The sequence below is a fragment of the uncultured Campylobacter sp. genome (assembly GCF_938039205.1).
GTDB lineage: Bacteria > Campylobacterota > Campylobacteria > Campylobacterales > Campylobacteraceae > Campylobacter_A.
On sequence record NZ_CALHVM010000017.1, the window covers coordinates 14231 to 31619 of the forward strand.

24 protein-coding genes are annotated in these 17389 nt (G+C 45.7%); 13 read left to right on the forward strand and 11 right to left on the reverse strand.

The window, feature by feature from the left end; all coding sequences use genetic code 11:
• Nucleotides 1-70: 70 nt before the first annotated feature.
• Entirely contained in the window at nucleotides 71-709 is a 639-nt protein-coding gene (locus Q0394_RS01970; protein ID WP_298945315.1) for a hypothetical protein, read from the reverse strand.
• A gap of 39 nt (nucleotides 710-748) precedes the next feature.
• Nucleotides 749-1642, reverse strand: a complete 894-nt coding sequence (locus Q0394_RS01975; protein WP_298945317.1) for a DMT family transporter — start codon at nucleotides 1640-1642, stop codon at nucleotides 749-751.
• A 73-nt stretch (nucleotides 1643-1715) separates the two neighbouring features.
• On the opposite strand from Q0394_RS01975, the gene Q0394_RS01980 reads away from it, so the two are divergent.
• Nucleotides 1716-1877: a hypothetical protein gene (locus Q0394_RS01980; RefSeq protein WP_298945319.1), complete on the forward strand. Its 162-nt coding sequence runs from the start codon at nucleotides 1716-1718 to the stop codon at nucleotides 1875-1877.
• Here Q0394_RS01980 and Q0394_RS01985 read toward each other — a convergent pair.
• Nucleotides 1869-2756, reverse strand: coding sequence for a DMT family transporter (locus Q0394_RS01985; RefSeq protein WP_298945320.1), 888 nt, complete (start codon nucleotides 2754-2756; stop codon nucleotides 1869-1871). The genes Q0394_RS01980 and Q0394_RS01985 overlap by 9 nt on opposite strands.
• A gap of 14 nt (nucleotides 2757-2770) precedes the next feature.
• On the reverse strand, nucleotides 2771-3535 hold the full coding sequence (locus Q0394_RS01990) for a DUF4197 domain-containing protein (protein ID WP_298945321.1): 765 nt from the start codon (nucleotides 3533-3535) through the stop codon (nucleotides 2771-2773).
• Between the two features lie 299 nt (nucleotides 3536-3834).
• Between Q0394_RS01990 and Q0394_RS01995 the strand changes: the two genes are divergently transcribed.
• Complete coding sequence (locus tag Q0394_RS01995; RefSeq protein WP_298945322.1) at nucleotides 3835-4401, forward strand: manganese efflux pump MntP family protein; 567 nt, start codon at nucleotides 3835-3837, stop codon at nucleotides 4399-4401.
• A gap of 56 nt (nucleotides 4402-4457) precedes the next feature.
• Here the strand turns inward: Q0394_RS01995 and Q0394_RS02000 are convergent, their stop codons facing one another.
• From Q0394_RS02000 to Q0394_RS02010, 3 genes are all read right to left on the reverse strand, one after another.
• Entirely contained in the window at nucleotides 4458-4952 is a 495-nt protein-coding gene (locus Q0394_RS02000; protein ID WP_298945324.1) for a hypothetical protein, read from the reverse strand.
• Nucleotides 4953-5172: 220 nt separating this feature from the next.
• Nucleotides 5173-5499, reverse strand: a complete 327-nt coding sequence (locus Q0394_RS02005) for a YnfA family protein (RefSeq protein ID WP_298945325.1) — start codon at nucleotides 5497-5499, stop codon at nucleotides 5173-5175.
• Nucleotides 5493-6263 (reverse strand): exodeoxyribonuclease III, encoded by a 771-nt coding sequence (locus Q0394_RS02010; RefSeq protein WP_298945327.1) that lies wholly within the window; start codon nucleotides 6261-6263, stop codon nucleotides 5493-5495. Before Q0394_RS02010 ends, Q0394_RS02005 begins: the two co-directional genes overlap by 7 nt.
• Before the next feature lie 94 nt (nucleotides 6264-6357).
• Between Q0394_RS02010 and Q0394_RS02015 the strand changes: the two genes are divergently transcribed.
• From Q0394_RS02015 to Q0394_RS02025, 3 genes are read left to right on the forward strand one after another with little or no spacing between them, the layout of a single operon-like run.
• Complete coding sequence (locus Q0394_RS02015) at nucleotides 6358-7026, forward strand: hypothetical protein (protein WP_298945329.1); 669 nt, start codon at nucleotides 6358-6360, stop codon at nucleotides 7024-7026.
• Nucleotides 7027-7036: 10 nt separating this feature from the next.
• Nucleotides 7037-7291 carry a replication/maintenance protein RepL gene (locus Q0394_RS02020; RefSeq protein WP_122872954.1) on the forward strand — a complete coding sequence of 85 codons (255 nt, stop codon included), beginning with the start codon at nucleotides 7037-7039 and terminating at the stop codon, nucleotides 7289-7291.
• A complete protein-coding gene (locus Q0394_RS02025; protein WP_298945331.1) occupies nucleotides 7288-7689 on the forward strand; it encodes a sel1 repeat family protein in 402 nt (133 codons plus the stop codon). The genes Q0394_RS02020 and Q0394_RS02025 overlap by 4 nt, the downstream gene beginning before the upstream one ends.
• Nucleotides 7690-8276: 587 nt before the next feature.
• Here Q0394_RS02025 and prfA read toward each other — a convergent pair.
• Both prfA and rpsT read right to left on the reverse strand, forming a co-directional pair.
• Nucleotides 8277-9344, reverse strand: a complete 1068-nt coding sequence (gene prfA, locus Q0394_RS02030) for a peptide chain release factor 1 (RefSeq protein ID WP_298792291.1) — start codon at nucleotides 9342-9344, stop codon at nucleotides 8277-8279.
• Between the two features lie 11 nt (nucleotides 9345-9355).
• Nucleotides 9356-9622 (reverse strand): 30S ribosomal protein S20, encoded by a 267-nt coding sequence (rpsT, locus tag Q0394_RS02035; protein ID WP_002949506.1) that lies wholly within the window; start codon nucleotides 9620-9622, stop codon nucleotides 9356-9358.
• A gap of 400 nt (nucleotides 9623-10022) precedes the next feature.
• Here rpsT and glmM point away from each other — a divergent pair, with 400 nt between their 5' ends.
• From glmM to hemJ, 4 genes are all read left to right on the forward strand, one after another.
• The gene (gene glmM, locus Q0394_RS02040) at nucleotides 10023-11366 is read left to right on the forward strand and encodes a phosphoglucosamine mutase (RefSeq protein WP_298945333.1); all 1344 of its coding nucleotides are present in this window, start codon (nucleotides 10023-10025) and stop codon (nucleotides 11364-11366) included.
• Nucleotides 11359-11886, forward strand: a complete 528-nt coding sequence (locus Q0394_RS02045) for a signal peptidase II (RefSeq protein ID WP_298945334.1) — start codon at nucleotides 11359-11361, stop codon at nucleotides 11884-11886. Before glmM ends, Q0394_RS02045 begins: the two co-directional genes overlap by 8 nt.
• A complete protein-coding gene (locus Q0394_RS02050; protein ID WP_298945335.1) occupies nucleotides 11879-12241 on the forward strand; it encodes an NINE protein in 363 nt (120 codons plus the stop codon). Before Q0394_RS02045 ends, Q0394_RS02050 begins: the two co-directional genes overlap by 8 nt.
• A 340-nt stretch (nucleotides 12242-12581) precedes the next feature.
• On the forward strand, nucleotides 12582-13016 hold the full coding sequence (gene hemJ, locus Q0394_RS02055; RefSeq protein WP_002949512.1) for a protoporphyrinogen oxidase HemJ: 435 nt from the start codon (nucleotides 12582-12584) through the stop codon (nucleotides 13014-13016).
• A gap of 182 nt (nucleotides 13017-13198) precedes the next feature.
• On the opposite strand, the gene Q0394_RS02060 is transcribed toward hemJ, so the two are convergent.
• Nucleotides 13199-13453: a helix-turn-helix transcriptional regulator gene (locus Q0394_RS02060; protein ID WP_298945337.1), complete on the reverse strand. Its 255-nt coding sequence runs from the start codon at nucleotides 13451-13453 to the stop codon at nucleotides 13199-13201.
• A gap of 96 nt (nucleotides 13454-13549) precedes the next feature.
• Between Q0394_RS02060 and Q0394_RS02065 the strand changes: the two genes are divergently transcribed.
• From Q0394_RS02065 to Q0394_RS02080, 4 genes are read left to right on the forward strand one after another with little or no spacing between them, the layout of a single operon-like run.
• Nucleotides 13550-14128 carry a TerD family protein gene (locus Q0394_RS02065; RefSeq protein ID WP_298945339.1) on the forward strand — a complete coding sequence of 193 codons (579 nt, stop codon included), beginning with the start codon at nucleotides 13550-13552 and terminating at the stop codon, nucleotides 14126-14128.
• Between the two features lie 9 nt (nucleotides 14129-14137).
• Nucleotides 14138-14740 carry a TerD family protein gene (locus Q0394_RS02070; protein ID WP_297939729.1) on the forward strand — a complete coding sequence of 201 codons (603 nt, stop codon included), beginning with the start codon at nucleotides 14138-14140 and terminating at the stop codon, nucleotides 14738-14740.
• A complete protein-coding gene (locus Q0394_RS02075; RefSeq protein WP_298945341.1) occupies nucleotides 14737-15105 on the forward strand; it encodes a stress protein, tellurium resistance protein TerZ in 369 nt (122 codons plus the stop codon). Before Q0394_RS02070 ends, Q0394_RS02075 begins: the two co-directional genes overlap by 4 nt.
• A 9-nt stretch (nucleotides 15106-15114) precedes the next feature.
• Entirely contained in the window at nucleotides 15115-16119 is a 1005-nt protein-coding gene (locus Q0394_RS02080) for a TerC/Alx family metal homeostasis membrane protein (protein WP_298945343.1), read from the forward strand.
• Nucleotides 16120-16244: 125 nt separating this feature from the next.
• On the opposite strand, the gene Q0394_RS02085 is transcribed toward Q0394_RS02080, so the two are convergent.
• On the reverse strand, nucleotides 16245-17381 hold the full coding sequence (locus tag Q0394_RS02085; protein ID WP_298945345.1) for a PLP-dependent aspartate aminotransferase family protein: 1137 nt from the start codon (nucleotides 17379-17381) through the stop codon (nucleotides 16245-16247).
• Between the last annotated feature and the right edge of the window lie 8 nt (nucleotides 17382-17389).

The window sequence follows — 17389 nt, forward strand, 5'->3', positions numbered from 1 at the left end:
GCGGCTTAAATTTGATGTCAAATTTGCAGTCGCTAGCATATACGGGCAAATTTGACCAAGCAAAGCCAAATCAGATAAATTCCTTCTCCAAAGGCTGCTTAGCGTTACCGTCGGCATCGAAAAGCACACGCCCGCATACTTCGCAAACCTCATCCCTGGGCGATGACTCGTCCTCATCTAGTTGCCATACGGACATTTCGCCGCACTTGCAGTTTATGACGTAAAGGATCTGTCTTTTGCGACGCTTGCCCCACGGTGCGATATCCCAAAACAGCTCCTCGCGCTTTGCCATTTTCTTAAAGTCTTTTTCGGCGTCCTTGTGTGCTATGAGTAGGCAATAAGCGTCGTTATGCAGATCCAAAGTAAATAGCCTAAAATCGCTCTTTTTGAGCGCCTTTTGAAACTCGTTCATCAAAAATAGGCTCGCGTCGCCGCGCTCAAAACCATCTTTTTTTGCCTCTTTTTCGAGCCTTGCGTAAATTTTATCACACTCTATCGTCACGCTGCTTTGTAGCTCATCAAGCCTAGATCGGATAAATTTACCCACGTCACCCGTGCTGTCTTCGCCGGCCCAGTCAAGCATCCAAATAAGCCCTTTCCCGATAAGCAAGTCTAAAAACTCGCCGTCGCCCAGCTCGCCCGCTTTTTCAAAGCCACCCGTTTCGCCCGCCGTCAAATGCTTTAGGACGCAGCACTGATCTTTCGTCATTTTCGCTCCTTTGATTAGATTTGTCAAATTTAGCCGCCCTTACGAGCCGGCTACTCGCGATCTTTTGTTTTTATAGTAGCTGCCCACCTCGCTAACGACGATGCCAAAGAGTATGAGTCCGGCTCCTGCTATCTGCATGCCGCTTAATATCTCGCCGCCGAAAAAATACCCCACGATCCCCGCGCTCACGGGCTCAAATGTAAAGATGAGCGAGGTTTTAACGGGCGTCGTGTAGCGCTGCGCCGCGGTTTGTACAAAAAACGCCAAAACTGTCGCAAACACCGACGTCACCGCAACCGCGACGAAAAACGCCTCGTCTAAAACGGGCACGACGCCGCGTGGCTCGAAAATCTGTGCCGCAACAAAACAAAGCGCCGCGACGGCCGTAAACTGCGCGCTCACCATCCAGTATAGCTCGCACCTGCGCACCAAAACGCCCGTGAAAATGATATGTAGCGCAAAGCCAAGCGCGCAAACGACGCTAAGCGCCTCACCCGCGCCAAAACCCAGCTCGCTGCCAGTTAGAAAATAAAGCCCCGCTGCCGATAAAAACGCGCCGATAAATGCGTAAACGACGACCTTTTGTCCGAAAAACGCAAGCGTGATAAATGGCGTAAAGACAGCATTTAGTCCCGTGATAAAGGCGACGGTGGAGCTTGGGGCGTACTTGAGGGCAAAGGTCTGAAGCGTAAAGGCCGCAAATAAAAGCGCGCCTAAAAATGTGCCGAGTCTTAGCGAATTGCGGTCGATTTTTCGAGTAAATTTGAGGCTTATTAGCGCCATCAGCGCGGCCGCAATCAAAAATCGCCAAAACAAAAGCGTAAAAACGCCGTTTGTCTTTAGCGTCTGCGCCATCGGCAAAAACGTCACGCCCCAAACCACTGCGATCACGAACAGCGCGAGGTCGGCCTTAAATTCGGTTGATTTTTTCATCTGATTTCTTTAGCTAAATTTAAGGGGCAAATTTAACGCAATTTCTCTAAATTCGGGCTTTATCGCGTCAAATTTGAGAGTCGCCGCGCTCTTGCTAGCTGGCAAAAATGGCGATAAATTTAAGAAAGAAAATCGCCGCGAGAGTAAATTTGGCGGCGATTTGATAAATTTGATCTTACGGCGGGTCGGCGCCTTGAGCAAAACGCCAAGCAAAACCCGCCGAAATTTAGGCTAAATTTTCCTTTTTAGCGCGCAGGTAGCTGCCTATCTCGCTGATCAAAACTCCGACCAAGATAAGTGCCGCGCCGCAAAGCCTATATGCGCTGATGTCCTCCGCGCCGACGAAATAGCCCATCGCTCCGGCGGTTACGGGCTCGAGAGTGAAAAATATCGCCGTTTTAACGGGCGTGGTAAATTTTTGCATCAAGGCCTGCGCAAAAAACGCAAACGCCGTACCCAGCACGCCCACGACTAGCATCGCTATGATAAACGCCCTGTCCACGACGGGAGCGATTTTAGCGTCCTCAAAAACCAAAATAGCTACAAAACAAAGCGCGATTAGGGTCAAAATTTCAAAATAAACCATATTTACGAGGTTGCATTTTTGCACCAAGCGGTTGGTGAGAACGATGTGAAAAGAGTAGGCGCACGCACAAACCAGAGCCAAAATCTCGCCCAGGCCAAAACCGACCTTCGTATCGCCTATCATATAAAGCCCCGCCACCGCAAACGCCACGCCCGCATACGCGTAGGAGTAAATTTTATGCCTAAAAAGACCCGCCGCGATAAAAGGCACCAAAGCCACGTTTAGCCCGATGATAAAGGCCACGGACGAGGTATCGGCGTACTTAAACGCGAAAGTCTGACTGACAAATCCCGTAAACAAAAACAGACCCAAGATCACGCCAGATTTTATATCAGGCGCGCTTACGTCTTTTAGCTTTTTATAAAATATCGCGCCGGCTATGATCGCCGCCAGCAAAAATCTCCAAAACAAAACGCCAAAAACGCCGTTAGTAGCAAGCGCTAGCGAGGTAGGCAGATAGCCCAAACCAAAGACTATCGCAACAAAAATCATGCCTACGTCGGCGCGAAATTCCAAACTATTTTTCACTATTCTCCCTTATTTTACTTGAAAATTCCCTGCAGGATTTTCGTGCCCTGCTCCACGGCGCCGCCTCGTAGCGAGCTTTCCTTCTCGCTCATAACGTTAAATAGCCCATCTAGCGTCTTGCGCGTGATGTAGCCATTTAGATCCTCGTTTTCCTGCGGGATGTATTCGCCCGCGCCCATGCTAGTTGCGATGCCTTTTAGCTGTTTTGCGGTATCTGATTTTGCCAGCGCGCTACCAGCGACGAACGAATTTAGCCCGTTATACGCGGTGGCAAAGGTATTATCGCTCATCATTTTGGTGATGATCGGCTTAAATACGGCTTGCAGTTTCTGGCTCGAGTTTTGTTGCAAAAACTTCGTAAAGCTGTCCTTGCCGCCTTCTAGCACCTTTTTCACGTCCGCGTCGCTCATATTTTTTATCACGCCCGAAAATACGTCTGCAGCCCCCGGCACAGCCGCGCTTGCAGCGTTATTTATCGAGGTTACCATCTCGTTAGCCCACTTTTGGCCGCCCACTTTTTTAGCCAAATTTGCCGCCGTTTCCAGGCTCTTTGGCAGCGGGATTTTAGCCGTTGCGTTTTTTAAAAATCCTCCGTTTGATAGCTCCTTAACGGCGGCGTTTAGAGCCGAGCTGACCGCGCTTTTGTAGTCGCCCGAGTTTGCCGCGCCCAGTATCTGCGCGCCTTGATTTAGCGTTTCTTTATTTAGCGCGTCCTGCCAGCCTGCTGCGTGCGCCGAAGCTGCGAGCAAAATAGCGCATAAGATCAAACTTTTCTTCATCGTTTTTTCCTTAAAGTAAAATTCGGCGGTTATGATATTAAATTTCAGCTTTTAAACGGGTAAATTTGGCCTTTTTAGAGCGAATTTACCCGCATTTTTACGGCACGGCGGCTTAAATTTGCAAAATTTAAATCGCAAATTTGAGCCTGGATTTAAGGGCTAAATTTAAGTGCAAATTTATACGGCGCGCTCGTCTGTTTGGCTCTAAATTTCAGACGTCAAATTTAGCCGCAAATTTGAGCGAGATTAACCGCAAGAGGCAAATTTTGAGTTAAAATTAGCCTTTTTGAAAGGATGAAATGGAGCTTTTACTTCTCTCTATCGCGCTTGCTATGGACGCGGCTGCTCTTAGCATCGCAAACGGCGCAAAATACCGCAATCTCGCACTATCAAAGATTTTATTTATCGCGTTTGTTTTTGGATTTTTTCAGGCGGCGATGCCGCTTGCGGGCTATTTTTTGGGTGCTGCGTTTGCTAGATTTATCGCGCAGATCGATCATTTTATCGCGTTTGCGATTTTGGGCTTTTTGGGCGCAAAGATGATCCGCGAAGCCTGTAGAAACGAGCCCTGTGAAGCTGTGAGCCTTGATACGAAGATGCTGCTCTCAGGCGGGTTTGCGACCAGTATTGACGCGCTAGCCGTGGGCGTGACGCTGAGCTTTACGGCCGCAGACATCTACTTTAGCGCCGCTGTTATCGGGATAGTTTGCTTCGCGCTTAGCGTCGCTGCGTTTTACGTCGGCAAATTTGCTGGAGAGTTTTTGGAGCAAAAGGCGCTGATTTTAGGCGGCGCGATCCTCATCGGACTTGGATTTAAAATTTTAATCACGCACCTTTTAGATCACGGGTTTTTGAGTCAAATTTGACGGCGCCTCGCGCTAAGCGCCGTTTTTCTTGCATAAATTTCCTATATTTATATGATCTATATTTCTTTTATGTTTATTATTTTTCTTACTTGAATTACTTTTTCATATTCTGCCGCTTCTTTGTGCGTTATATATTTATCTTGCAATATTTTTTCTTTATCTGGGTTTGATTCGATTTCACATATAGGTTCTTGCATCTCTAAATGAACGTTTGAAAATTTTGTTTGTGGAATAACCAGGTGTTGAATTTGGTGATTTGTTGTCGTAGTCATTCCTGCAATCTTAAAATCTTGGCTATCTTGGTCGTAAAAGAAGACCCATTTATCTGCTTTATCATCTACTTCAAGCATTTTTACTTTTAGATCCGCTACCAAAGCGTCGTATTTAGTATTTGGGTTATCGCAAACCTCTTTTAGGCTTTTTGCTATCTTTCCGCTAGGCTTATCTACTTTGGCGGCCTTGCTTCCGCTAGCTCCCGAATCAAAGCAACCGCTTAGGGTTAAAACGGTAGCTCCTGCTAAAATAGCCGATAATATAGTTTTGTTTGTCATTTTTTCCTTTAAATTTGATTACGTAAAAGCCTTTTGGCTCGCCTATTTGTCGCTTTTTTCGTTAGATATTATAATTATATACGCATATATCGCGGCTTAAATTTAAGCGTTTGGTTTTTAAAAAGCGGGTGCAAAATTCGGACTTAAATTTGGCAAATCGCGCGACGAGTCAAATTTGACCCAAAATCACCCGCCGTAAAAGCGTAAATTTAGCTCAAATTTAACCCCCGCCGCCGTAAAGCACCACGCAAGCACCCAGTAGGCAAATCGCGCCGCCGATTAAGTCCCATTTGGTAAAGGCTTGCTTTTCTACAAAATGCAGCCAAAGCAGCGACGAGACGATGTATATACCGCCGTAAACGCAGTAAGCGCGTCCGGCGAAGTCTAAATTTACACGCGTCAAAATATAAGCAAACGCCGCGAGCGACGCCCCACCGAGCCCCAAAAACAGCGCGCTTTTGCCCAGCCTAAAATACGCCCAAAAGCTAAAGCAGCCCAAAATCTCAAAAAATGCCGCCGCAAAATAAAGCAAGATTTCTTTTAGCAAAGCCTGTCCAGATCGATCTCGATACCGACGGGGCAGTGATCGGAGCCCGTGATATCGCTCAGGATAAACGCGTCTTTTAGGCGGTCTTTGAGGCTTGCCGAAATGAAAAAATAATCGATCCTCCAGCCGACGTTTTTGGCGCGGGCGTTAAAGCGGTAGCTCCACCACGAATACGCGTCCGCTGCATCGCCGCGCACCTGCCGAAAGGTGTCGATAAAGCCGCGTGCGACGACCTCGTCCAGCCACGCGCGTTCGATAGGCAAAAAGCCCGAGGTTTTGGCGTTTGCTTTTGGGTTTTTGAGGTCGATCTCGCGGTGAGCGGTGTTTACGTCGCCGCAAAATATCACGTCTTTGCCCTGTTTTACGAGCTCCTGGATGTAGGCTAGAAATTTAGCGTAAAAATCCATCTTGTAGGCTAGGCGCGCGTCGTCTTTTTGGCCGTTTGGAAAGTAGATGTTAAAAAGCACGACGTTGCCGAATCTATGCTCCAAAACCCGTCCCTCGTCGTCGTCAAAAAACGCCGCTTTTTGCGTAACGGAGCTAAATTTAGCTAGGCTCATCACGCCCGAGTACCCAGCGCGAGCTGCCGAATTTACGCTGATTTCGTTAAATCCGAGCTTGTAAATCTCCGCAGGCACGTCGCTCTCGCGCACCTTGATCTCCTGAAGGCCCAAAAAATCGGGCTTTTGTTGCTCTAGCCAAGCAAAACCGTCTTTTGCCGCGACCGCGCGCAGTCCGTTTACGTTCCAGCTGATTAGTTTCAAATTTGATCCTTTATTAAATTTGGCGTATTGTATCGCAAGAGCCGTAAAATAAGCTAAAATTTAGTAAAATTAGGTTCATCTTAAGGAGTAAAAAATGAAAAAAATCATCGTTTTATCGCTTGCGCTTGCCGCGTTTTTGGGTGCGAAAGAGGTAAATACTGCCGAGATATTTTTGTCGGACGTTAAGTCTATGCACGCGTTAAAATCATTTTTAAAAAAGAATAAAAACGATATCGTAAAGCTAAAACTAAGCTACTGCGTCAATGAAAACAGCATGCAACACTTAGAAGCCGAGGCAAGCAAGCGCAAAGAGGACGAAAACTATAGTCGTCTGGGCGAAAATTTCGTTATGGCAGACGGCAGCAAAATAACCTACGAAGGAAAAAATTACGACTTTGGCGAAGGGTATGACGGAGATATAAACACCGGCATAGAATACGGCGAACTAATGCTGGACGAGCCTAACAGCAATCATCTCAAAAATATATTTTTAAAAGTCGGAAATTCAAATTTTGGGCAAATATACAAATGGGAATACGAATGGCCTAATGAAGAAAGCGAGAGCAAAAAATGTAAATTTGGACAAGTCGTCCTAGACGGTGCGTTTTACGTTTATCATGAAGACGAAAATGAAAATGGTCGAGAAATGTATAAATACAACATGATACCGGAACTTATGGGGCAGGATCCGGGCGATAAATACGATGCCTTTTTTCTCGATCCTATTGCGAAAAAATACTTTAAACTGCTAGAATACAAGTAAATTTAGCGCGATGACGGAGTTAGAGAGGGAGATTTTCGGTCAAATTTTGGGCGAGAAAAAGATGGAGATCATCTTGTTTTTAGCCCAAAATGTGGATGAAAACGGCTTCATAACAGTTAAAATTTCAGATATCTGCGAGCAGACGGACGCCAGCAAGCCCACAGTCACGCAGACCATCAAGCTGCTTGAAAATCGCAAAATTTTCGAGCGAGTGAAAAACGGGATTTATAGATTTAAAAATTTAAAAGAGTTGGATAAAAAATGAGGAAAATTTGGATACTAGCCGTCGCAGTTGTGCTCGCAAATGCCGCTATAAACGAGGCCGGACTAAATGCCTGCATAAACAAAGGCGACGCCGCAAGCTGCGAAAAAACGCTCGCTGCACTAGAAAAAAGCTGCTCGGGCGGCGACGCGCTGGCTTGCTACCTTTCCGCGGAGTTTTACGCCAAAGGGCTAACGGGCTACAAGGACGGGGCGAAGGCATTTGCGATCTACAAAGACGCCTGCGCCGCCGGGAGCGCGGAGAGCTGCTACGAGGAGTCGGTGTTTTATCTAAAAGGTGACATCGCGCCGCAAAGCTTTGAGCTATCGGGCGAGCGTCTCAAAAAGGCCTGCGAGCTTGGCTCTAAGCGAGCGTGCAATATACTTGAACTGGCGAAGTGAAGCTATTTTGCTTGCTAAAAAAACGAGCTTTAATATGCGGCAAACATGTGAACGCGGAGTCAAATTTTAGCTTCGGCGTGAAATTTTAAATTATTTCTAGTTATTAAATTTGGATAATTTGCTGCAAAAACTTCACTCAAATTTTACAAAGCCGCTTGCAATAAATTAGACGCCTTGTTTATGGTTATAAATTTGAGAAATTTACGGGTTTTTGATTTTAACAAAACCAGATTTCAAGTCCCAAATTTGGCTTTGACGGACGGTTTTTGTTTTGCGTATTGACGGCGCGATAGGCTGGAACTTTGATAAATTTTAGTCGGATAAATTTGAAAAAACTACGTGTTAGCGCGACTAAAAATTTATCGGTTTACATAATTCAACTTAGTTTTTATTTGATATTTTTAAAGCTAAATTTTAAAAAGCAGATCCGAATTCGCTACTATTTTTCAGAGATTTTACCTAAAACGCGAAGATAAGTTGTTTTCAAATTTAACTTGCATGACGACTCCGTCTGCAGCAAAATTTACATCCAAATTTAATGAAAATATCGTATTGAAAATGCCAAATTTTTAGTGAATTTTAGAGCTTTACAGATCGGCGTCCGAGATCGCTTCAGCCTGATAATGCGCAATCAGCGGCTCGATAATCTCGTCAAAAAGTCCCGCTGCCATTATCGCGTCGAGGCGGTAAAGCGTCAAATTTATGCGGTGGTCGCTGATGCGATTTTGAGGGAAGTTATAGGTGCGGATACGCCCCGAGCGGTCGCCCGTGCCGACTTGGCTTTTGCGTTCGCTGGTTTCTTTGGCTAGGCGTTCCTCTTCTTGTATCTCATAAAGGCGCGCTTTTAGCACCTTCATCGCGGCTTCTTTGTTTTTGTGCTGACTTTTGCCGTCTTGGTTCGTGACGACTATGCCCGTCGGGATATGAGTGATTCGCACCGCCGAGTCGGTCGTATTTACCGACTGTCCGCCGTGGCCTGAGCTGCGCATAACGTCGATGCGAAGGTCGTTTGGATTTATCTCGATCTCGCTATCTTCGACTTCTGGCATAATAGCGACTGTGACGGCCGAGGTGTGTACGCGGCCTTGGCTTTCGGTCTCGGGCACGCGCTGGACGCGGTGAGTGCCGCCCTCAAATTTGAGCCTCGAGTACGCCCCCTTGCCCTTTATCAGCAAAATAATCTCTTTAAAGCCGCCCGTGTTGCCTTCGCTTTGGCTCACGATCTCGAATTTATACCCGCGAAGCTCGGCGTATCTGGCGTAGGCGTTAAACAAATCGCCCGCAAAAAGTGCCGCTTCGTCTCCGCCCGTTCCTGCGCGGATCTCTAAAAATACGTTTTTATCGTCGTTAGGGTCTTTTGGAAGGAGTAAAATTTTGATCTCTTCTTCGAGATTTTCTTTTTGGGATTCGAGATTTTTGAGTTCATCTTTGGCTAGCTCGCCAAGCTCGGCGTCATCGAGTAGGGCCTTGTTTTCCTCGATGTCCGTGAGAGTTTGCAGATAGGACTTTGCAGCCGAGGCGATATCTTCTAAATTTGATTGCTCTTTGGAGAGCTTGGTCATATTTGCGATATCGTTTGTGATAGACGGATCGCTAAGCAGACGAGAGAGCTCGTCGTAGCGATCCAAAAAAGGCTGCAGTTTGTCGGCTAGCATTAAAATTTAGATTAAGCAGATAGTTTGTTTACGAGTTTTGCAAGGCGTCCTACGCGGCGAGAAGCTGTTTGTTTTTTCAAAAAGCCTTTGCTAACGAAGCTGTGGAAATCTTTGTTTGCCACTTTAAACGCGTTTAGCGCGGCTTCTTTATCGCCCGCCTCAACGGCTACGCGCACGGCTTTAGTGATATTTTTAAGCCTAGTGCGGTAAAATCTGTTTCTTTCAGTCCTTTTGATAGTCTGTCTGGCTCTTTTTTCAGAAGATTTATGGTTTGCCATAATGTCCCTTTTGTCATAATTTTAGTCCGTGATTATATAAAAACCAGTTTTAAAATCCGCTTAATTTAAGTAAAATTTAAAGCGAGGAAATTTACAACTTAAATTTGGATATTTTTTGATAAAATAGGACGAAAATTTAATAGATTTATGGAATTTGCCAAGCAAAAAGCTGTCCGGCAAATTCTGCGGTGCAGTATTTTGAGATGGATTTGAAGTTGTGCGGAAAATTTCGTTTTAAGGCTAGACCTCTGCTTGCAGTTGCGAGCAAAGCGAAGCAAAGGTAGTCTGCCGCGGGGCGAAAATTTTAAACTCATTCAAAACCAGCGTAGCGACGCCACAGGCGGGGTTTCTATAAAAATGCTCAAAAGACAAGCCGATATAAGTCATAAAAGGAAAAACGATGAAGCTATTTGGCACCGACGGCGTTCGCGGCAAAGCGGGCGAAAAACTCTCCGCCGCAACATCCATGCGCCTTGCTATGGCTGCGGGGATATATTTTAGACAGTTTGCGTCGCATACGAACACTATTTTACTAGGCAAAGACACGCGCAAAAGCGGCTACATGATCGAGACCGCCATTGTCGCGGGACTCACGGCCGTGGGCTACAACGTCCGCCAGATCGGCCCGATGCCTACTCCTGCGATCGCGTTTCTCACCGAGGATATGCGCTGCGACGCGGGCATCATGATCAGCGCCTCGCACAACCCGTACTACGATAACGGCATCAAATTTTTTGGCAGCGACGGCAATAAACTGGGCGAAGAGGCCGAAGCGCAGATAGAAAAGATTTACTTCGACGACGCACTAATCGAGAGATCGCAAAAACAGATGCTCGAAATCGGCGCCGCAAAGCGCATCGACGACGTCATCGGCCGCTATATCGTGCAGATCAAAAACTCATTTCCTAAAAACCTAAGCCTGCACGGATTGCGCGTGGTTTTAGACGTCGCAAACGGCGCGGCGTATAAGGTCGCTCCGACTATATTTAGCGAGCTTGGCGCCGAAACCATCGTCATCAACGACGAACCAAACGGTAGCAACATAAACCTAAACTGCGGCGCGCTCTATCCGCAAAATTTAGCCTCCGAGGTCGTGCGATTAAGGGCGGATCTGGGGTTTGCGTTTGACGGCGACGCCGATAGACTCGTAGTTGTAGACGAGTGCGGCGAGGTGGCAAACGGCGATAGTTTGCTAGGCGTCATGGCGGCATTTTTGCAAGAAAACAAAGCCCTAAAAGGCGGCGCGGTCGTGGCTACCGTGATGAGCAACGCGGCGCTCGAAGACTACCTAAAATCCCACAAAATCAAGCTCCTGCGCGCAAATGTCGGCGACAAATACGTGCTTGAAAAGATGAAAGAAAACGGCACGAATTTTGGCGGCGAGCAGAGCGGCCACATCATCTTTAGCGACTACGCAAAAACGGGCGACGGGCTCGTGGCGGCGCTGCAGTTTGCAGCACTGGTGCTAAAAAAAGGCAAAAAAGCGAGTGAAATTTTAAGCGAGATAAAACCGTATCCGCAAATTTTGCTAAATTTAAAGATAACCGAGAAAAAGCCGCTTGAAAGTATCGCAGGGCTAAAAGAGCTTGAAGCAAGCCTCGCAAAAGAGGGCATCCGCTCGCTATTTCGCTACTCAGGCACCGAAAATCTCATCAGACTTTTACTCGAAGGCAAGTGTGCCGACGCGCTAAAAACCCGCATGGACGAGGTCGAGAAATTTTTCGTAAAAGCGCTAAATGGCTAAAATTTTAGGCGTTTTTTTCGCGGCGTTTTTCGCCGTTTTCGCGCTCGATCAGGCGGTCAAGCAGATATTTTTGAGCGGTTTTTCGTGGCAGGGCGAGTACTTTTCGCTAGTGCTTGCATACAACCGAGGCGTGGCGTTTTCGATGTTTGCGTTTCTGGGAGAATGGCTCAAATTTATCCAGCTGGCGTTGATTGCGGGTGTTTGCGGCTATCTACTTTGGCGGCTAAAGCGCAAATTTGACGCGCGAGCTGCGGCAAAAACGGAGCCAAATTTGAGCGCAAACGGCGAGAAAAAGGAAATCCTAGAGGAGCATGCGCTAGGAGCGGGTATAATCCTGGGCGCAGGCAGCTCAAATTTGCTCGACCGTTTCGTTCACGGCGGCGTCGTGGACTACGTTTATTGGCACAAGTGGTTTGAGTTTGCGATATTTAACCTCGCAGACGTTATGATCGACGTCGGAGTCGTGCTCATACTCTGGCAGAGCTTCGCCGCTGGGCAAAAAGGTGCTAAAAATGGGTGATAACGTTTATATAGCCTACGCGCTTTGGCTACTTACGGGCTGGTTTGGCGGGCATAGATTTTATCTGGGCAAATTCGTGAGCGGCTTTGCGATGATGGCTCTGTTTTTCATCGGATATAGCCTGGCGTGGGCGATCGTGGGTTACGTATTTTGGGCGCTTTGGGGCGTGTGGTGGCTCTTTGATCTGCGTTTAACTGGCGCGGCCGTCGAGAAAAATCAGAAAAAAGAAGCGCTAAAAGACAAACTGCGCGCGCAAGACCTCGAGGAGCGGCTTAGACGCCTATATGAGCTGTACGAAAGCGGCGCGATAAGCAAAGAGGAATTTGAAGCGAGGAAGGAAATTTTGCTGGGATAAGGCTCGGCTAAATTTACGAGAATTTGATCGATTTTTTAATCGCAAAAGGTCAAATTTAGTATTTTCGGGGTACGGGTTTCGACAACTCAAATTTACAAATCTGACTTCAAAATTTTGAATGTAAAGCGACAAGGCGAAGTATTTTTCTACTTCGCTGCGCTCGTAGCTTTTCAAGAAGTTCTAGACGAGGCGCTTTTAAATTTGGCGACGGGAATTACCCGGTCGGTAATGACCGAGCCAAATTTAAAAGCCTCTGCTTGCAGTCGCGACCGCAAGGGAAGCAAAGCGAAGTATAGGGCAAAAAGACAAGCCGCTAAAATAAAAATTAAAAGGAGAAAAAATGGCAGAGTATTACAACCTCATCAAGTATTTCCACTACTTGTGTTTCATCTCGTGGATGGCGTTTTTGTTCTATCAGCCGCGCCTCTACGTCTACCACGCAGAGAATATGGACAAGCCTGATTTCGTGCGCGTCGTCGAGGTGCAGGAGTACAAGATGTACCACTACATCGGCTGGGTCGCGCTGATCGGCACGTTTTTGACGGGCATTTTGATTATCGTCGCGATGCCTGAGCTTTTGCGTAGCGGCTACATGCACGTCAAGCTCACCGTCGTCGTTATCCTTGCGGCGTTTCATCTGGATCTTGGCCGCTATATGGTGCAGCTGCGCGAGAAACGCTGTAAAAAAAGCGGTATGTTCTTTCGCGCTTACAACGAAGTGCCGACTATCGCGATGGTCATCATCATCTGGATGATGGTGTATAAGCCGTTTTAACCGCAATAAATACGCGTTCCGAGGCGGAGTAAGCTCTCTTTGCCTCGGGATCGCGAAGTTAAATTTAGCCTTGAGTTTTTGAGCCGTATCTTACAAATTCGGCATACAAAATTGAACCGATTTTTCATCACTAGGCCCAATTAAACCCGGTCTCCCAAACGACATCAGCTCAAATTAAATCGCTAAAATTTGAAAATCTCCCCAACCTCTACATCTAAAATTTTTGAAATTTTATAAATATGCTCAAGGTTAAAATGCTTATCATAGCGGCAATTCTCGCAGTTTGAGTAAAATGCGACCGACTTTATATCCATGCTTAAAGCCATATCAAGCTGACTAATGCCTTTATTTTCACGTAACTTGCGGACGTTTGTAGAAATTTGCAGATAGAAATTTCGTATCTCATCGGCGCTAAAAAAAGCTAAATTTTCGCCCATTATTTTATCCTATAGGTAAAGTTAAACTTAAACTTTATTTAAATAAAATCTTCAAATCTATATCCTATAGAATAAATAATTTTAAAGGAGGCCAAAGTGGCGGTAAATTTATCAAAGGGCGGTAGAGTTAGTTTAAGCAAAGAAGCTCCCGGGCTAACTAAAATTTTAGTAGGTCTTGGATGGGATACAAATACTAGCGATACGGGAGCGGAATTTGACCTAGATGCGAGCGCGTTTTTGTTAGGAGCTTCAGGCAAAGTAGAAAACGAGAAGAATTTCGTCTTTTACAACAATCTAGTTAGCGCAGACGGCTCGGTAGTCCACACCGGCGATAACCGCACTGGAGAGGGTGACGGAGATGATGAATCCATAAAAATCGACCTAGCCAAAATTTCGCCAAACGTCAAAGAGATCGACATAGTCGTCACCATCCACGAAGCAGCCGCAAGAAGGCAAAATTTCGGTATGGTAAGAAATTCGTTTATGCGAATCGTCGATGAAAGAAGCGGCAAAGAGATAGCCAGATACGATTTAGAAGAGGACTTTTCTACCGAAACCGCAGTATCTTTCGGTAAAATATACTTTAAAGACAACGAGTGGCGTTTCGCAGCTAACGGAAGCGGTTTTAAGGATGGACTGGCTGGATTTTGTAGACAGTTTGGACTAGACGTATAGGGGCAAGCCATGGCGATAAATTTGGTCAAAGGACAAAAAATATCGCTCGCCAAAGACGACGGCGGGCATCTACACAGCTTTTGCGTAGGAGCAAACTGGGGCGCCATAACCGAAAAAGGCTTTTTTAGAGATAAGATAAAGCCTGTAGATTTAGACTTAAGCGCTGCTATGTTTGACTCAAACAAACAGTTTTGCGATGTGGTTTATTTTGGCAAAAAATCGGCCCCGGGCGTATTTCACAGCGGCGATGACTTGGTCGGAGACGTAGGGGGCGACGACGGACTGGATAATGAAATAATCAGCGTCGATCTTAGCCGTTTAAACTCAAACGTAGAGCAGATATTTTTCGTGCTAAATTCTTATAATCAAATAGATTTTGATAAAATTCCGTTTGCTAGCATTAGACTTTACGAAGGCACGCCGACTAGGGTAAATAAAGTCTTTGCGTCGTATAATATCGTACGAGATAGCGCATTTGCGTATAAGGTTGCGATGATTTTAGGCAAGCTATATAAACGAAACGGCGAGTGGAAATTTTCGGCTATCGGCGAACCTACGAGCGATAGAAAGCTTGATGAGCTGATTTTAAATTCCGTAGTGAAGTACTTATGAAAATTTTATTTTTCTTAGCGGCTACGATTGCGATTTTAGGCGCATTTGAGATAGAGGGCGGTTACGAGATCCCGCCCTCGGCGCAAACTTACGGCAACGCACCCGTAATAAGCGATGAAATGATGAAAGAGTGCGTAAAAATTTACAACAAAGCGCTTGCAATAGAAAGAGCGTTAAATTCTACTTTCGTAAATAGATATTCAAGCCATGAAGTAAATTTATACAATCAAAACGTCCGTATGCATTCGCAGCTCATAGACTGGTTTAATGCAAATTGCGCCGGCAAACAATCATACTCGGCGTGCAAGGCGGCGCAAGAGCTAAACCGCCAAAGAGGGCTTCCCGAACAAAGCTGCGGGTATTAAGGAGAATTTTTGGATAGTTTAGAATTTCAAACAATGATCGTTTTTATCATATTTGCCGTGGCGGCATTTGCGGTAGATTTTTTTGCGCACAAAAAAGACGAAAAAATCTCGCTCAAACAAGCAGCGCTTTGGTCTATTTTTTGGATAGCCGTTTCCGTAGCGTTTGGCGGATATTTGTATTTTGCGCGCGGAAGCGAAACGATGAGTCTATATTTTGCAGGGTATATTTTAGAAAAATCGTTATCCGTGGATAATTTATTTGTTATGATGGCAATCTTTTCTTGGTTCAAGATTCCTGAAATTTACCGTCATAGAGTGCTGTATTTTGGCATTATAGGCGCGGTTATATTTAGACTCGTCTTTGTAGCCGTCGGAACAAGTCTGCTCGGGATTTCGCCGTGGATGGAGTTTGTTTTTGCTGCTATGGTAGCTTATAGCGCGGTAATGATGATGAAAAAGGATGATGATGAAGAGCAGATAGAGGACTACTCAAACCACCTGGCTTACAGGGCGGTTTATAGATTTTTCCCTGTTTTTCCGCGTCTTCTAGGGCATAGCTTTTTCGTAAAAAATAGCGAGATTTCAGCTCAAATTTCAGCAGACGAAAAGACGAAACTGCAAAATCAAATCTCCAAACTAAACGCAAAATGGATAGCTACGCCGCTATTTTTGTGTCTTTGCGTTATAGAGCTTAGCGACGTTATGTTTGCTTTTGATAGCGTTCCGGCCGTTATCGCCGTGAGTCGTGAGCCGCTTATAGTTTATTCGGCGATGATTTTTGCGATCTTGGGGCTTAGGACGCTTTACTTCGTGCTAGAAGCGCTAAAAGACTATTTGGTATATTTAGAAAAGGCCGTTATAGCGCTTTTGTTTTTTATCGCAGCAAAGCTCGCCCTAAACGCGTCGGCACATATCTTTCATCACGGATTTGAGATTTCGGCACAGGTTAGCTTGTGGATCATTTTGGGGATTTTAAGCATCGGAGTTTTGGCTAGCTTATTTAAAACAAAATAGTAGAACGATCAAATTTATGCACATGACCGTTTTGATATGCTCTGTAGCCAAGTTTGAGCAAAACTCGGTACGCCTATTTTGCGCACCGAGTATAAAGTTAAATTTGTTCGAGCTTGCAAGCAAAATTAAATTTTAGCTTTATTTATTGCCTGCTCCAAATCCGCGATCAAATCATCCGAATTTTCGATACCGACAGCAAGGCGTAGCAAACCTTGAGTAATGCCGATTTTAGCTTGTAAATCCTGCGAATAAGATTCATGAGTCATTGAGGCCGGATGGCAGATTAGACTCTCTACGCCGCCAAGACTAACGGCCAGGTCAAAAAGTTCTAGACTTTTAGCAAAAATTTTATAGTCGTAGCCATCCTTTAGCTCCAGCGAGATTAGCGCGCCGATACCGCTAGCTTGGGTGTTTTGGATGCGTTTTTCCTCGGCCGAAAATGAACCTGCGTAATACACGGCTTTAACAGCCGAGTTTTTTTCTAAAAATTCTACGATTTTTAGCGTATTTTCGCTTTGTCTATCAAATCTCACGCTAAGAGTTTTGAGGCCTCTTATTAGATTATAAGCATCTGCGGGGCTTAGCGTCGCGCCGAGAGTATTTTTCATAAAAGCTATACGCTCGGCTAGCGCATCGTCGTTCGTAGTCACGATTCCCGCAATTACGTCGGCATGTCCGCCGATATATTTCGTCGCGCTATAAACGACGATATCGGCACCAAATTTGAGGGCTTTTTGATAATACGGCGTCAAAAAAGTATTATCGACGACGACAAGCGCGCCGTTTTTACGAGCTAGCTCGGCTAGCCGGGCGATATCCGTTACTCGCAGTAGCGGATTTGACGGCGTTTCGATAAATATCATCTTAACGTCTTCGTCTAGACGAGAGATTTTATTTAGATCTTCAACGAGTTCAAATTTGATCCCGAAATTTGCGAAAATACCGTTTGCGTAGCGGTAAGTACCGCCGTAAACATTGCTGTTTAAAAGCACTTTGTCGCCGCTTTTTAGCAGGTTAAAAACAGCCGAGGTCGCCGCCATGCCCGAAGCTAGAGCAAATGCGTATTTGCTATCTTCAAATTTGGCAAAAAGCTCTTCAAATGCATTTCTTGTTGGATTTGCGCTACGAGAATAAGCGTACTTTTGAAAGTCGTCTAAACCATCTTGCGCAAACGTCGTGGCTAGATAGATAGGCGGAACGACCGCGCCGTAAGGATTGTTTTTGGCTTCGAGGCCTTTTACGATTAGTGTATCTATTTTCATTTTTTTCC

What these genes read in the sequence shown, in the direction of transcription:
- Q0394_RS02000 (WP_298945324.1), bottom strand. Translation starts at nt 4,952, where the DNA reads ATGACAAACAAAACTATATTATCGGCTATTTTAGCAGGAGCTACCGTT.
- prfA (WP_298792291.1), bottom strand. Translation starts at nt 9,344, where the DNA reads ATGCTAGCCGACAAACTGCAGCCTTTTTTGGATCGCTACGACGAGCTC.
- Q0394_RS02075 (WP_298945341.1), top strand. Translation starts at nt 14,737, where the DNA reads ATGAAAATTTTATTTTTCTTAGCGGCTACGATTGCGATTTTAGGCGCA.
- Q0394_RS02045 (WP_298945334.1), top strand. Translation starts at nt 11,359, where the DNA reads ATGGCTAAAATTTTAGGCGTTTTTTTCGCGGCGTTTTTCGCCGTTTTC.
- glmM (WP_298945333.1), top strand. Translation starts at nt 10,023, where the DNA reads ATGAAGCTATTTGGCACCGACGGCGTTCGCGGCAAAGCGGGCGAAAAA.
- Q0394_RS02025 (WP_298945331.1), top strand. Translation starts at nt 7,288, where the DNA reads ATGAGGAAAATTTGGATACTAGCCGTCGCAGTTGTGCTCGCAAATGCC.
- Q0394_RS02085 (WP_298945345.1), bottom strand. Translation starts at nt 17,381, where the DNA reads ATGAAAATAGATACACTAATCGTAAAAGGCCTCGAAGCCAAAAACAAT.
- Q0394_RS02060 (WP_298945337.1), bottom strand. Translation starts at nt 13,453, where the DNA reads ATGGGCGAAAATTTAGCTTTTTTTAGCGCCGATGAGATACGAAATTTC.
- Q0394_RS01995 (WP_298945322.1), top strand. Translation starts at nt 3,835, where the DNA reads ATGGAGCTTTTACTTCTCTCTATCGCGCTTGCTATGGACGCGGCTGCT.
- Q0394_RS01970 (WP_298945315.1), bottom strand. Translation starts at nt 709, where the DNA reads ATGACGAAAGATCAGTGCTGCGTCCTAAAGCATTTGACGGCGGGCGAA.
- hemJ (WP_002949512.1), top strand. Translation starts at nt 12,582, where the DNA reads ATGGCAGAGTATTACAACCTCATCAAGTATTTCCACTACTTGTGTTTC.
- Q0394_RS02020 (WP_122872954.1), top strand. Translation starts at nt 7,037, where the DNA reads ATGACGGAGTTAGAGAGGGAGATTTTCGGTCAAATTTTGGGCGAGAAA.
- Q0394_RS01975 (WP_298945317.1), bottom strand. Translation starts at nt 1,642, where the DNA reads ATGAAAAAATCAACCGAATTTAAGGCCGACCTCGCGCTGTTCGTGATC.
- Q0394_RS01990 (WP_298945321.1), bottom strand. Translation starts at nt 3,535, where the DNA reads ATGAAGAAAAGTTTGATCTTATGCGCTATTTTGCTCGCAGCTTCGGCG.
- Q0394_RS02070 (WP_297939729.1), top strand. Translation starts at nt 14,138, where the DNA reads ATGGCGATAAATTTGGTCAAAGGACAAAAAATATCGCTCGCCAAAGAC.
- rpsT (WP_002949506.1), bottom strand. Translation starts at nt 9,622, where the DNA reads ATGGCAAACCATAAATCTTCTGAAAAAAGAGCCAGACAGACTATCAAA.
- Q0394_RS02050 (WP_298945335.1), top strand. Translation starts at nt 11,879, where the DNA reads ATGGGTGATAACGTTTATATAGCCTACGCGCTTTGGCTACTTACGGGC.
- Q0394_RS02015 (WP_298945329.1), top strand. Translation starts at nt 6,358, where the DNA reads ATGAAAAAAATCATCGTTTTATCGCTTGCGCTTGCCGCGTTTTTGGGT.